A 13846-nucleotide genomic window follows, 5' to 3' on the forward strand; every position below is an offset into this window, starting at 1 on the left:
ATATATATTTGATATGAATACATAAACCTAATGAAAACATTATATACCTTTTATACAGAAAATACATTATATACAGAAATAAATCAATTTGGCTAATATATGTGTGTATTGTATTATAAAGTTTGCGTCACATGTGATATAATAATAAATTACTAAATTTTTAATAATATTTTGCTAAAACTTTATTAAATCCTGTTTGCAAAAAAGATATCTGTGGAATGGCAGTTGTTATAGGTAGATGCTTTAAGCTTAATATATGAGGTGCACATCCTTGAAGTATTGAAATAGATAATGAAAGGATCTAAAGAAAAATAGAAAATAGTGTATCATCTTTGTTTCTATCTTATGGTATACTAAGAGAGTATAGTTATAGGTAAATGAAAGGGATGGAATATGAAAGAAGATGTACGAATTTTAATCATTAAAATGAGTTCTCTAGGCGATATTATTCATGCCTTACCAACGCTGTATGCGTTGCGTCAACAATATCCGAAGGCGCATATTGCATGGGCCGTTCATGAACAGTTTAAGGATATTATCCCTCCCAAACCTTGGGTGGATGAAATCATCATCATAGATAAGAAACAATTAAAACGGCTTTCCTATTGGAAACAATTATGGAAGTTACTACATGAAAAAAACTTTGATATTTCCTTAGATTTACAATCCATAGCGAAAAGTGCCATTGTGGCGGGTCTTAGTGGTGCGAAGAAACGGTATGCGTACTGGGAACTTCGTGAGGGCAGTTGGCTGGTGAATACTGCGCTTGTAGGTGACCATAAAATGGATCATGTCATCGAGCGCTATTTAGATACGGCGCGGGCTTTGGGCTGTGATGTAGATGACATCGTGTTCCCTTTGCCGACTTTTACAGGGGCGAAGACTACGGTGACACAGAAGTTAAATACTAGAGGAGCTTTCATCGAAAATCCTTATATTGTTATCGCTCCAGGGGCACGTTGGGCAGTGAAGGAATGGCCTATTTCTCATTTTGTGGATCTTGGCAAGCGATTGGTGGCAGCTGGTGAGACGGTGGTGCTCATTGGTGCCCAAGAGGATGCGGATAAAGGCCGTGCCGTTGTAGATGGCGTCGGCAGTAACAATGTGGTAAATCTCATTGGTGACACGAATTTGAAAGAGCTCATTGAGGTCATTCGTCACAGTGCTTTGTACATCAGTGCCGATACGGGACCTTTGCATATTGCTAATGCTTTAAAAGTACCATTGATTGCTCTGTTTGGGACTACTTGCCCAGAACGGACAGGTCCTTATGGGGGCGATCATATTCATAGTATTGTGTCACCTACATCACGAGCGACGCTAGAACAGCCGTTAGTGGAAGATTCAGAATGTATGGCACAGATTACGGTGGACACTGTATTTGATACAGTGAAAGAAATGAGGAATTTATGATAGAGTTAGATGGAAAGCGGATTGTGGTAACCTTCTTGATGCATTTAGGCGATGTGGTGCTGACCACACCGTTTATCCATGCTCTTAGAAAGTTGGCGCCTCACAGCCATATTACCTATGTGATTGATAAAAAGTTGGCAGATGTATATCGTCATAATCCTTATATTGATGTTCTAGTAGAAGTAGATAAAAAGGGGATCCATAATAGTATTGGTGGGTTGAATCAAATTGCTAAAGAGATTCGCCAACAAGGGCCTGTGGATGTTGTGATCAACTTGCATCCTAATGAACGGACGTCCTACTTAGCTTGGAAATTGAAAGCAAAGGTAACTACGGGGATGAGTCATTTTCTGTTCCGTCCGTTTATGACGAAGGTAACCCGGTTGAACCGCAAAACGGTGCATGCTGCCCAGATGTATATGAATGTGCTAGAACAGTTAGGATATATGGTGGAACATGAAGGGTTAGAAATCTTTACTAGTCCGGAGTGGGATGAAAAGGTGCAAGAATTTTATGCCTCTCATGGAGTGACAGAAACGGATTGCCTTATTGGGTTCAATATTGGTAGTGCTGTGCCAGAAAAACGTTGGCCTAAGGAACGATTTGCTCATATTGCAGACACCTTAGCAAAAGAAGGATATAAAATAGTATTCTTTGGTGGACCCATGGATGAAGAGATGGTACAGGACGTGCTAGATACAATGATAGAACCTGCCATTAAGGGAACGGGACAATTTAGCATTGGAGAATTGGCAGCAGCCATGAAACGATGTGATTGTTTGGTCACAAATGACTCAGGTCCTATGCATGTAGGAGTGAGCCAAGGGGTACCGATTGTGGCGCTGTACGGTCCATCGAATCCAGCCTTGTATGGGCCTTTCACAAAGAAAGCTGTAGTCTTAGAGTCTATGGATCATTATGATGTAAATAAAAATATGAAACAGGTTTTAAAAGAGGGCAACTACAAAGGGTTGTCTGTCATTTCTGAGGAATCTGTATTAGCAGGCATACGGGCGATGTTAGAGAGAAAGGGTATGAAGTAAGGATGCACTATATTGTATTTGACTTGGAATGGAACCAGCCCTATACATTAGAACCGAATATGATACGGCGCTCAGGATTTCCATTCATTGGTGAAATTATACAAATAGGTGCCGTAAAACTAGATGAAAGTCTACAAATTGTAGACCAATTTGAAGTATTTATTACTCCTAAATTTCTACCTATTATGCATCATTCGGTGGAGAAGTTAACCCATATTACGATGGATAAATTGCGTAAAGAAGGAGTATCTTTCCGACGTGGGTGCGAAAAGTTTTTACGTTTTGTTGGCCCCGATGGTATATTAGTGTCTTGGGGGCCTGATGATATCAATATGCTGATGGACAATGCATTTTGCCATAAGGTTCATGTACATCAAGAAGTACCTTGGTTTGATGCGCAATCTTTATATGCAAAAACGATGCACGATTGTAGTCAACAATATGCATTGCAAAAAGCGATGGATGAGATGCAAGTGCAAGCGCCGAATTTACAAGCCCATAATGGACTACATGATGCCATTTGTACTGCCATGGTATGCCAACGATTTCCATTTTTAGAAGCCTTACAAAAGAAGCGAGATAAACAAGGAAAACAACGGTGTTTTTATGGGCTTTCACGGCATGAACATAAAATATTTGAGTCCATTGTGACCATGCCACGTATATTCCGGCAAAGCAATCGGGCGAAAACTGCATGCCCTGTTTGTAAGGAGCCTTTGCATTTAGACCCTATCGTGGGAGTGGTAAAACATCGCTTTTTATCGATGGGATCTTGCAAGGAACATGGCACCTTTGGGGTCCACTGGTATGTAGGAAAATCTATTAGCAAGCATTTAGGAAAACGCTATTATGTTTCCAAAATGGTCACCAATGCACCTAAAGGATTGCGTGAATTATATGCACGTAAAAAATAAATAGTAAAATTTGAAAAGAAAGGAGCTAAGTATGGAACGTAGAAATGCTTGGCATGAATATACAGAAGAACAATTACAAGAGATTGATACTTTAGCAACGAAGTATCGCCATTTTCTAGATCATGGTAAAACAGAGCGCGAATGTGTGGATCAAATTGTGGAGGCTGCAGAAGCAGCTGGATATCGCAATATGGACAGTGTTATCAAAGAAGGTACTACGCTGAAAGCAGGAGATAAGGTCTATTATGTGCACATGAAAAAAGCGGTAGCTATGGTGAACATCGGCACAGAACCGATTGAACAGGGGATGAATATCTTAGGGGCTCATATTGATTCTCCACGATTAGACGTGAAACAAAATCCATTCTATGTGGATAGCGATTTAGCACTATTAGATACACATTATTATGGGGGCATCAAAAAATACCAATGGGTGACCATGCCACTAGCGATCCATGGGGTAGTGGTAAAGCGTGATGGCACTGTCATCAATCTTGCCATTGGTGAGAGCCCAACAGACCCAGTGTTCTGTGTAACTGACTTATTGCCACATTTGGGACAGGAACAAATGGAGAAAAAGGCTGCCAAAGTGGTAGAAGGAGAACAATTGGATCTTCTTATTGGTAGCCGTCCTGTGAAAGGGGAATTAAAAGATGGCGTGAAAGCCTATGTGTTGCAAGTACTACAAGAGCAATATGGTTTTGAAGAAGAAGATTTCTTATCCGCAGAGCTTGAAATTGTACCAGCTGGTGCAGCGAGAGAATTAGGTTTTGACCGTTCTATGATCATAGGCTATGGACAAGATGACCGTGTATGTGCGTATACATCCTTAGTAGCGATGTTAGAAACTGAGAACGTAAGCCGTACTACCTGTACTTTATTGGTAGACAAGGAAGAAATCGGTTCCGTTGGTGCTACAGGTATGCAATCTCGTTTCTTTGAGAACTTCATGGCAGAATTGTTAGAAGCTATGGGTCATACTTCTCCATTAGCAGTACGACGTACTTTATCCAATAGTCATATGTTGTCTTCCGATGTAAGTGCCGGCTTTGATCCACTTTATGCAAGTGCTTTTGAGAAGAAAAACGCCGCTTTCTTGGGACGTGGCGTAGTATTTAACAAATTTACTGGTTCTCGTGGTAAAAGTGGCTCCAATGATGCTAACGCTGAATACATGGCTCGTATTCGTTATTTGATGGATCAAGATAATATTTCTTACCAAACGGCTGAATTAGGCCGAGTAGATCTTGGTGGAGGCGGTACCATTGCGTATATCATGGCTCTCTATGGTATGAATGTAATCGACTGTGGCGTAGCTGTGCTTAGTATGCATTCTCCTTGGGAGGTGACGAGCAAGGCCGATATTTACGAAGCAAAACGTTGTTATTTAGCCTTCTTAGCGGCGAAAGGGGAATAATCCTATGTCAACACAGGGTGAAACGGAACGCGTGAAAGTAGATATTTTTAGTATGACTAAAGAGGAAGCAACACAATTTGTGAAAGATAAAGCCTACTTTATGATGGTCCTTCGCAAATTGATGTATGAATATTGCCCCATCGTAAAAGTTGAACGATTTGAGCCTACGGAAGGTGAAAGTATCTCGGGATACTTAACGAAGGAAATGGAACAAGATCAAACACCGGTATTATCGGTGGTGTTAGACCCTTTTGAAGTGTCGGCTATGAAAGTGGCAGAGGAACGAGGTAAATTAAAAGAGTATGTCTTTGCGGCTAGTGAAATGACAGAAGTTTTATTGAAAGTATTAAAAGAAAAGTTTTGTAATGGTAACACAGAACAATAGAAAGGACAGATTATGTTATATATTGAATATCCAAAATGTACGACTTGCAAACGAGCAAAAAAATATTTAGATGATCATGGTATTAGCTATACCCATCGTGATATTAAAGAAGAAAACCCAACCGCAGAAGAATTAGGTGTATGGTATCCGAAGAGTAAAAAAGCAGACATTAAAGCTTTCTTTAATACATCCGGTCAAATTTATCGTGGAGAAGGAATCAAAGATAAATTGCCAACTATGACAGAGGATGAAAAATTAGCTTTATTGGCAACCAATGGTATGTTGGTGAAACGTCCTATTTTGGTCTTAGAAGATACAGTGCTTGTTGGATTTAAAGAAGCAGAGTGGGAAGAAGCGTTAAAACGCAACGGTTTACTGTAGCTATTTTTAGTTAGTTGTGGTATACTAGAGGTAACTTTTATAGAATCTATTAAAAGAGTGAGCTGCGGCTCACTCTTTCTCTTATACTGTGGCAAGGAGGGGATAAGATGAAACGTGACGCCGTAGAGGAATTTGTGTCCGAAGTAGTAGAAACGATTATAGAGTCTACGGAGTTAGAGCTTGTGGATGTGGAATACGTGCATGAGCGGGAATGGTACTTGCGCGTATTTTTAGACAAAGAGGGAGGCATCGATTTAGATGACTGCCAAATGGTCAGTGAAAAATTAAGCGAAGTATTGGATGCAAAAGACCCAATCAAAGAGAATTACTTGTTAGAAGTATCTTCACCAGGATTGGATCGAGTGTTAAAAAAAGAAAAAGATTTCATTCGATACCATGGACGTGATGTGGATATTCAATTGTTTAAACCCATAGATGGTAAAAAGCAATACACAGGATCTTTGCAAGGCTATTCTGATGAAGTCATCACCATTCAGGTGCAAGAAGAACGTATTGACCTAGAACGTGCAGCAATTGCACAAATTCGTTTACATTTAGATTTTTAGGGGAGGAAACCAGTGAGTCAAGAATTAGTACAAGCGGTATTAGCAGTTACTAAACAAAAAGGTGTGGCACCAGAGATTATTTTTGATTCTCTTGAAGTGGCATTATTACAAGCCTATCGTAAAGAGGTGGGAGCAAATCAAGAGGCCTACATTTATTTCAATCGTGAAACAGGCGATTATAAAGTGTTGGCTAAGAAAGCAGTAGTGGACACGCCTGAAAACGAGGAAGTAGAAATTGCCTTAGCAGATGCTCGTCAATTAGACAAACGTATGGAAATCGGCGATATTATCGAAGTGGATGTAACGCCAAAAAACTTCGGTCGTAGTGCAGCCCATACGGCAAAACAATTGTTGATTCAACGCTTGAAAGAAGCAGAACGCAACATTGTCTATGATGAATATTCCAACCGTGAAGGCGATATTTTGACTGGTTTGGTAGAACGTATTGAGGGTCGAAATGTATTCATTAATCTAGGAAAAACTGAGGCGATTTTACCTGTATCTGAGCAAATTCCTAGTGAAAGCTATGCTGTGGGAGACCGCATTAAATGCTACATTGTGGAAGTGAAAAAGACTACAAAAGGGCCTCAAATCATGATTTCCCGTACACATCCAGGTCTATTAAAGCGCTTGTTTGAATTAGAAGTGCCAGAAATTGCAGAAGGTACAGTGGAATTGAAATCGGTAGCTCGTGAACCAGGTATGCGTTCTAAAATCGCTGTTGTATCTCGCGAGGAAGAAGTAGATGCAGTAGGCGCTTGTGTAGGTCCTAAAGGACAACGTGTACAAAATATCGTGGATGAGCTAAATGGCGAAAAAATCGATATTGTGAAATGGGATGAAGATCCAGCGGTATACATTGCCAATGCCTTAAGCCCAGCGAAAGTAGTAAGCGTAGTAGCTCGTGATGAAGAAAAAACATCTTCTGTTGTGGTGCCAGATTACCAACTTTCATTAGCTATTGGTAAAGCAGGTCAAAATGCTCGTTTAGCAGCGAAATTAACAAATTGGAAAATCGATATTAAAAGTGAAACACAAGCCGCTGAAGCCGGTGAATATGTGGAATCTGATGATATGATTTCCTTGGATGCTTTTGGAGATGAAGACTAATATGAAACAGAAGTCTCAGCCTATGCGAGTATGTGTGGGATGTGGAGAACTTCTTCCCAAGAAAGAGTTAACACGTGTTGTGTTGAGTCCAACGGGAGAGATTTCTGTTGACCCCACAGGTAAAGCCCCTGGACGGGGAGCCTATATGGAAATGAAAGTAGAATGCCTAGACATGGCGTATAAAGCCAAACGATTAGAGCGTTCGTTAAAACATAAAGTTTCACAAGAAATTTATGAATCTTTAAAGGAACAAATATCCCATGAATAAAGAAAAAGTGTTGAATATATTAGGATTAGCACAGCGAGCAGGTCGCTTATTATCCGGCGATTTTGTAGTGGAACGGTCCATGAAGCGGCAAGCCTATCCTCTGTTGATTATGGCGGAAGATTGTGCGCAGAATAATGCTAAAAAATATATGCACTTAGCCGAGTCTCATCAGGTTCCCCTTCGTTTAGTAGGAACCAAAGAGGAATTAGGAAGAGCATTGGGAAAAGAAATGCGAGCAGTTATATTAGTAAATGATGCTGGATTTGCTAAATCCTTGCTAGCTGAAATAGATAAGAATCAGTAGAGGGGGAATGTAGATGTCCAAAAAAAGAGTATATGAAGTAGCAAAAGACCTAGGTGTAGAAAATAAAGTAGTGATTGATGCTTTAAAAAAGCACAATGTAGAAGTGAAAAGCCATATGAGTACAGTGGAGGATTCACAAGTATCTATGATTAAACAATCGTTAGCAGGTGGCGCTAAACAAGCACAAAGTGAAGCACCAAAAGCAACTCAACAAGCACCGCAAAAGAAAGTACACGAATACCGTCGCAATGAAGATGGCGAAAGACGTGGACCTAAACAAGATAGAAATCATCGCAATGATCGTAACGATCGTGGAGACCGTAATGACCGTGGTGAAAAGCGTGACCGCCCATTCAATCGTGATGGTAAAAATAATGGTCAACGAGATCATCGCAATGACAGAAATGACCGTGGAGACAATCGTTCTAACCAACGAAATGGTCAAAACCGTGATGGTCGTCGTCCAGAAGGTCGCAATGATCAACGTCAAGACAATCGCAATGGTGGTAATCGTCCTAACAATGGTGGCAGATTCGACCGCAATAACAATCGTAGTAACGATCGTAATAATGAGCGTCGCAATGATGGACAACGTCGTGAACGTCGCTTAGAGATTCCACAAGTGGATCCAGCTCTTACTGTGAAACCAGAAGGTCGTGATCGTCAAGCAAGCCGTGAAGTGGATCGTCAAAAAGAAAATCGTCGTTTTGAATCTGAACATCGCAATGAAAATCGTAGCGAGCGTCGCAATAAAAAAGATAAAAAAGGTAAAAAAGGCGAACGTACTCAATCTTTAGTATCTTCTGCGTTGCAAAAAAATAAAAATAAGGTTAAGCAACGTAATGAGCAACACATCAAACAAAAAGAAGAAGAACGCCGTAAGGCTGAAGCAGCGATTGCTACGTCTATCGAACTATCTGGTCCGTTGACGGTTAAAGAGTTGGCTGAAAAAATGGGTCGCGAAGTATCTGAAATCATCAAAAAATTGATGATGTTAGGTGTTATGGCTACTATCAACCAAGAAATTGATGTGGAAACGGCTATGGTATTGGCAGAAGACTTCGGCGTAGAAGTGGTAGAAGTAGAGCCTGAACAAGATCCTACAGAAATCATCGAAATCGAAGATAGCCCAGAAAGCTTACAAGCTCGTCCACCAGTTGTTACGATCATGGGTCACGTTGACCATGGTAAAACATCTTTGTTGGACGTGATTCGTTCTACCAATGTAACGGCTTCTGAAGCAGGTGGTATTACGCAGCATATCGGTGCCTACCAAGTTCGCTATGAAGGTAATAAAATTACATTCCTTGATACACCAGGCCATGAAGCTTTCACAGCCATGCGTTTACGTGGTGCGCAATCTACAGATATTGCTGTCCTTGTCGTAGCTGCCGATGACGGTGTAATGCCACAAACTATCGAAGCTATCAACCATGCAAAATCTGCAGAAGTGCCAATTATCGTTGCTATCAACAAAATGGATAAACCAGGTGCTAACCCTGACCATGTAAAACAACAATTGTCCGAACATGGTTTGTTACCAGAAGAGTGGGGCGGCGATACTATCATGGTTCCTGTATCTGCGAAACAACGTCAAGGTATTGAAGACTTATTGGAAACGATCTTATTGGTAGCAGAAGTGCAAGAATTGAAAGCGAACCCTAATCGTAAGGCTCAAGGTATCGTTATCGAAGCTCAATTAGATAAAGGCCGTGGTCCAGTATGTACAGTATTGGTACAAAAAGGTTCCTTACGTGTCGGGGAAACAATCCTTGCTGGTGTAGCCTACGGTAAAGTACGTGCTATGACGAATGAACGCGGAGAAAAAGTGAAAGTAGCTCGCCCATCTATGCCTGTGGAAATCTTAGGTTTATCCGATGTGCCACAAGCTGGTGAAGTGATGTTCGCTGTAGATGACAACGAAGCTCGTTCCATTGCAGAAAAACGTATTGAAAAACAACGCATTACTGAAATGAATGCGAAAACAAAAGTCACTCTTGATGATTTGTTCAACCAAATGCAACAAGGGGAATTAAAAGACTTAAATATTATTATCAAAGGTGACGTACAAGGCTCTGTAGAAGCATTACGTCAATCCTTAGAGGGCATTAAAAACCCAGAAGTACGCATCAATATTATCCACAGTGCAGTAGGTGCTATCAACGAATCTGACGTTATGTTAGCCTCTGCATCGGGTGCGATTATTATCGGCTTTAACGTGCGTCCAGATGCGAATGTACGTAAAGAAGCCGAAAAAGAAAGTGTTGACCTTCGTACATACCGTGTTATTTACGATGCAATCAATGAAATCGAAGCCGCTATGCGTGGTATGTTAACTCCTGAATTTAAAGAAGTTATCCTAGGCCGTGCAGAAGTTCGCCAAGTCATTTCTACGCCGAAAGCTATCGTAGCAGGTTCCTATGTAACGGAAGGTAAAATCACAAATAACTCTGAAATTCGCTTAATCCGTGATGGTATTGTTATCCATGAAGGTCATATTGATTCCTTGCGCCGTTTCAAAGATGAAGTGAAAGAAGTAGCGACAAGCTTTGAATGTGGTATTTCTTTGGAACGTTACCGTGATGTGAAAGAAGGCGACGTGATCGAAGCGTACAAAATGGAAGAAATTGCCCCAGAATTATAGGAGGTATCCATGAGCGAAGTTCGTGTACGAAAATTACAAGAGTTTATTAAACAAGAAGCAAGTCAAATCTTATTGCGTGGGTTGAAAGACCCTCGCATCGGATTTGTCACTGTAACCGATGTGCGTGTCACTGGTGATTTGCGAGAAGCTACAATCTATGTGAGCTTGTTCGGCAGTGAGGCGGAGAAACAACAGTCCTTAGAGACTTTGCGCAGAAGCGCTGGTTATTTCCGCTCTGAATTAGGAAAGGTGCTCCAATTGCGCCACATTCCTAGCATTGCCTTTGATGCAGATACATCCTTAGATTACAGCATGCACATTGAAGGCTTATTAAATTCTATTAAACAAGAGGAAAATAATGGCGAAAATTAGTATTGATCAACTAAAAGCATCGATTGATACAGCCCATTCCATTCTTCTTACTGTTCATGTTAGTCCCGACGGAGATGCTATAGGCTCTATGCTTGCTATGTATGAAGCCTTGGTAGCTCAAGGGAAAGCAGTTCGTATGGTAGTTGATGATGTAATTCCTGAAAAGTTTTCTTTTCTTTCTCTATGCTCTAAGATTGAGCCTATTGAAAGTTTAGAAAACGGTTATACATCCGATATGCTACTCATTTTAGACGCTAGCACATTTGAACGAATTGGAGAAGTAGGTGTACGAATGAGTGCACCTACTTTTAATATAGACCATCATATTTCTAATACAGAATTTGCGGATGGCTTATATTTGCGCTCCGACTTCTCCTCTACTGGGGAAATAGTGGCATACCTATGTAAGATGTGGAATTGGGAGATTACCCAATCGATGGGACAAGCTTTGTACATGTCGATGGCTACAGATACAGGGTTCTTTAAATTCTCTAATACAACAGCACATACTATGGCGATGGCAGGGCTATGTTTACAAGCTGGAGCAGAGCCACATGCGATTTCTGAAGCCATAGAAATGGTGGAACCAGGTCGCATCGAGGTGATGAAAGAAGTGTTAGACAATGTAGCTTTTCATCATGATGGGCAAGTGGTATCTATGTCGTTAACATTGCCTTTGATGGAACACATTGGGGATGATACCGATGGATTTGTGGATATGATTCGAAATATCAAGGGTGTGGATGTGGCCATCGTGTTGAAATCTAAAACGGAAACCTTGACTCGTGCCAGCATTCGATCCAAAGTGCGTGATGCAAATCAAATTGCTAGTCACTTTGGCGGCGGTGGTCATATTCGAGCAGCCGGTTGCTCCATCGAAAGTCCTATCCACGAAGCATTGGAACAAATCTTAGCGGTGATTGACTAATGGATGGAGTTATTTCTTTAATTAAGCCACCAGGTATTACGAGCCATGACGCCATCGGTATTTGTCGACGCATTTTGAAAGAACGCCGTATCGGTCACAGTGGGACCTTAGATCCATTGGCGTATGGAGTGCTACCTATCTTTGTCGGAAAAGCGACGAGAGCCATTGAGTATACGGAATCCATTGGTAAAACTTATGTGGCAGAATGCAAATTTGGTATTGAAACTGATACAGAAGATAGCACAGGGAATATGCTGCGGACTATGGATATTTCTGAGCCTCCTAGTTGGGACGAACTAGAACAAGCAGTGCAGTCCTTCCAAGGTTCGATTGAACAACGACCATCAAAGTATTCTGCTATCAAAATCAATGGGCAACGTGCTTATGATTTAGCCCGTGCAGGAGTAGAATTTGAACTGCCATCTCGTTTGATTCATATACATGACATTGAGTTACTCGCCTATGCATTTCCATTCTTTACCATTCGTGTACGGTGTTCTGCGGGTACCTATGTGCGTGCTTTGTTACGGGATATATGTCATCAATTGAATTTATGTGGTATGATGACACAACTATGCCGTACCGCAGTAGGACAATGCAACATTGAACAGTCTGTAACCATCGAAGAACTAGAAATGCTGGTGGAACAAGTTGTACAGCCAGTAGATACTTTGCTAACGCACTTGCCAGCGGTGTATATCAACGATATGAATCGAATACGCTTGGTGCAAGGGAAACAAGTTCCGATTCATACAGTGAAACCGAATGGAGCTTTCTGTGTGTCCCCAGATGAAATCCCAGTAGACACATTGGTGAGAGCTTATAATGCAAATGGGTTTATGAGTATCTTGCGACGACTGGATGATACTTTGAAGGTAGAAAAAAATATATACATATAACATAGGTATAAGAAATGGTCAGGAACCTTAGGGGAGCCTGACCATTTTCTTATGTATACACTCGGATAGGTTGATGTCTTAAAGAGTATGAATCATGTTGAAAGGGATATTACCAATAAGACAGTATATGGTGATATTGTATTTCTTTCAGAGAAATACATGTATACACTTTCTATAGTCTACGGTTGTGTTATAATAAAGAGTACACTGAAATAAAAGTTCTATTTCATATTTCAAAAGATAAGGATTAGTATGAATATTTTATATACGATATCAGAGTTAGATACGATACAGGAACCCATAGTATATGGCATGGGAACCTTTGATGGACTGCACTTAGGTCATCAATCGATTATTAAGGAGGTCTGTGATAGCGCAAAATCTTGTCATGGAGTTTCTGTGATTGTTACCTTCGATGCGCATCCATTTACTATATTACAGCCGAAACAAATTCCACCTCGTTTGTTACAACGAGAAGAACGGTATGATATGTTAAAGACTATGGGTGTTGATTATGTGCTGGAACTTCCCATGACTCAAGAATTAGTTGCTCAGTCAGGGGAAGATTTTATTCATGGTTTATGTGCTCATCGTGATGTACAGAAAATAGTAGTAGGTGCAAATTTTAATTTTGGATATAAGGGCTTGGGAAATTCAAAGATGATTCGAGAATTATATCCGTCTATTGAAGTCCATGATCAAGAATTGGTACGCTATGATTGGATTGATGCGCCTATATCTAGCACTGCTATACGCAGTAGCATTTTACGTGGTGATATTGAATTGGCAAATCAAATGCTAGGTCGCCCGTATCGTTTTACAGGTACTGTAGTAAAAGGAGATCAACGAGGTCGTACTTTGGGATTCCCTACGCTAAACTTTCATTTTCCAGATACTATGGCAGCGCCTGCTGATGGTGTGTATGTAAACCAAGTATACATCGGAGGCAAATGGTACGGAGCAGTGGGGAATATGGGAGATAATCCAACCTTTACCAATCAATACCATCGTTTTGAAACTCATTTATTTGATTTTTCCGATGATGTGTATGGAGAAGTGGCTACGGTAGAATTTCTTGCTTTTATCCGTGGAGAAGTTAAATTTGATTCCCTACAAGCCCTTATTGATCAAATGGAAGATGATAAGACCTTTGCATTAGAGCATTTACATAGTACCATCTATAAAAAATTCTAAGGAGTATG

At 40.6% G+C, this 13846-nt stretch carries 15 protein-coding genes; all 15 read left to right on the forward strand.

What is annotated here, in order from left to right; genetic code table 11:
- Positions 1–393 precede the first annotated feature (393 nt).
- The 15 genes from waaF to EO121_RS07325 all read left to right on the forward strand — a co-directional run bounded on the left by waaF (position 394) and on the right by EO121_RS07325 (position 13838).
- Positions 394–1413, forward strand: a complete 1020-nt coding sequence (gene waaF, locus EO121_RS07255) for a lipopolysaccharide heptosyltransferase II (protein WP_127167096.1) — start codon at positions 394–396, stop codon at positions 1411–1413.
- The gene (locus EO121_RS07260) at positions 1413–2456 is read left to right on the forward strand and encodes a glycosyltransferase family 9 protein (protein WP_127167151.1); all 1044 of its coding nucleotides are present in this window, start codon (positions 1413–1415) and stop codon (positions 2454–2456) included. Before waaF ends, EO121_RS07260 begins: the two co-directional genes overlap by 1 nt.
- Positions 2457–2458: 2 nt before the next feature.
- Complete coding sequence (locus tag EO121_RS07265) at positions 2459–3370, forward strand: 3'-5' exonuclease (protein WP_127011124.1); 912 nt, start codon at positions 2459–2461, stop codon at positions 3368–3370.
- Between the two features lie 31 nt (positions 3371–3401).
- Positions 3402–4787 carry an aminopeptidase gene (locus EO121_RS07270; protein ID WP_127167098.1) on the forward strand — a complete coding sequence of 462 codons (1386 nt, stop codon included), beginning with the start codon at positions 3402–3404 and terminating at the stop codon, positions 4785–4787.
- 4 nt (positions 4788–4791) lie between these two features.
- Positions 4792–5172: a hypothetical protein gene (locus tag EO121_RS07275; RefSeq protein WP_127167100.1), complete on the forward strand. Its 381-nt coding sequence runs from the start codon at positions 4792–4794 to the stop codon at positions 5170–5172.
- 12 nt (positions 5173–5184) lie between these two features.
- Positions 5185–5553 carry an arsenate reductase family protein gene (locus EO121_RS07280; protein ID WP_126938202.1) on the forward strand — a complete coding sequence of 123 codons (369 nt, stop codon included), beginning with the start codon at positions 5185–5187 and terminating at the stop codon, positions 5551–5553.
- Between the two features lie 107 nt (positions 5554–5660).
- Positions 5661–6119: a ribosome maturation factor RimP gene (gene rimP, locus EO121_RS07285; RefSeq protein WP_009372209.1), complete on the forward strand. Its 459-nt coding sequence runs from the start codon at positions 5661–5663 to the stop codon at positions 6117–6119.
- A 12-nt stretch (positions 6120–6131) separates the two neighbouring features.
- Complete coding sequence (nusA, locus tag EO121_RS07290; protein ID WP_127167102.1) at positions 6132–7229, forward strand: transcription termination factor NusA; 1098 nt, start codon at positions 6132–6134, stop codon at positions 7227–7229.
- A gap of 1 nt (position 7230) precedes the next feature.
- Positions 7231–7497, forward strand: coding sequence for an RNase P modulator RnpM (gene rnpM, locus EO121_RS07295; RefSeq protein WP_127167104.1), 267 nt, complete (start codon positions 7231–7233; stop codon positions 7495–7497).
- Positions 7490–7801 carry a ribosomal L7Ae/L30e/S12e/Gadd45 family protein gene (locus tag EO121_RS07300; protein WP_009372159.1) on the forward strand — a complete coding sequence of 104 codons (312 nt, stop codon included), beginning with the start codon at positions 7490–7492 and terminating at the stop codon, positions 7799–7801. The genes rnpM and EO121_RS07300 overlap by 8 nt, the downstream gene beginning before the upstream one ends.
- A 13-nt stretch (positions 7802–7814) precedes the next feature.
- Entirely contained in the window at positions 7815–10445 is a 2631-nt protein-coding gene (infB, locus tag EO121_RS07305) for a translation initiation factor IF-2 (protein ID WP_127167106.1), read from the forward strand.
- Between the two features lie 9 nt (positions 10446–10454).
- Entirely contained in the window at positions 10455–10817 is a 363-nt protein-coding gene (gene rbfA / locus EO121_RS07310; RefSeq protein ID WP_127160807.1) for a 30S ribosome-binding factor RbfA, read from the forward strand.
- A complete protein-coding gene (locus tag EO121_RS07315; RefSeq protein ID WP_127167108.1) occupies positions 10804–11745 on the forward strand; it encodes a bifunctional oligoribonuclease/PAP phosphatase NrnA in 942 nt (313 codons plus the stop codon). Before rbfA ends, EO121_RS07315 begins: the two co-directional genes overlap by 14 nt.
- Positions 11745–12644 (forward strand): tRNA pseudouridine(55) synthase TruB, encoded by a 900-nt coding sequence (gene truB, locus EO121_RS07320; protein ID WP_127167110.1) that lies wholly within the window; start codon positions 11745–11747, stop codon positions 12642–12644. The genes EO121_RS07315 and truB overlap by 1 nt, the downstream gene beginning before the upstream one ends.
- 252 nt (positions 12645–12896) lie before the next feature.
- Complete coding sequence (locus EO121_RS07325) at positions 12897–13838, forward strand: bifunctional riboflavin kinase/FAD synthetase (protein WP_127167112.1); 942 nt, start codon at positions 12897–12899, stop codon at positions 13836–13838.
- Positions 13839–13846 lie beyond the last annotated feature (8 nt).

Origin of the sequence: Veillonella sp. CHU732 (assembly GCF_003992085.1) — a bacterium.
Classification (GTDB): Bacteria; Bacillota; Negativicutes; order Veillonellales; family Veillonellaceae; genus F0422.

Bases quoted from the DNA above. Each gene is read 5' to 3' on its own strand.
- waaF (WP_127167096.1), top strand. From the start codon at position 394: ATGAAAGAAGATGTACGAATTTTAATCATTAAAATGAGTTCTCTAGGC.
- EO121_RS07265 (WP_127011124.1), top strand. From the start codon at position 2,459: ATGCACTATATTGTATTTGACTTGGAATGGAACCAGCCCTATACATTA.
- EO121_RS07270 (WP_127167098.1), top strand. From the start codon at position 3,402: ATGGAACGTAGAAATGCTTGGCATGAATATACAGAAGAACAATTACAA.
- EO121_RS07275 (WP_127167100.1), top strand. From the start codon at position 4,792: ATGTCAACACAGGGTGAAACGGAACGCGTGAAAGTAGATATTTTTAGT.
- EO121_RS07280 (WP_126938202.1), top strand. From the start codon at position 5,185: ATGTTATATATTGAATATCCAAAATGTACGACTTGCAAACGAGCAAAA.
- rimP (WP_009372209.1), top strand. From the start codon at position 5,661: ATGAAACGTGACGCCGTAGAGGAATTTGTGTCCGAAGTAGTAGAAACG.
- rnpM (WP_127167104.1), top strand. From the start codon at position 7,231: ATGAAACAGAAGTCTCAGCCTATGCGAGTATGTGTGGGATGTGGAGAA.
- EO121_RS07300 (WP_009372159.1), top strand. From the start codon at position 7,490: ATGAATAAAGAAAAAGTGTTGAATATATTAGGATTAGCACAGCGAGCA.
- infB (WP_127167106.1), top strand. From the start codon at position 7,815: ATGTCCAAAAAAAGAGTATATGAAGTAGCAAAAGACCTAGGTGTAGAA.
- rbfA (WP_127160807.1), top strand. From the start codon at position 10,455: ATGAGCGAAGTTCGTGTACGAAAATTACAAGAGTTTATTAAACAAGAA.
- EO121_RS07315 (WP_127167108.1), top strand. From the start codon at position 10,804: ATGGCGAAAATTAGTATTGATCAACTAAAAGCATCGATTGATACAGCC.
- truB (WP_127167110.1), top strand. From the start codon at position 11,745: ATGGATGGAGTTATTTCTTTAATTAAGCCACCAGGTATTACGAGCCAT.
- EO121_RS07325 (WP_127167112.1), top strand. From the start codon at position 12,897: ATGAATATTTTATATACGATATCAGAGTTAGATACGATACAGGAACCC.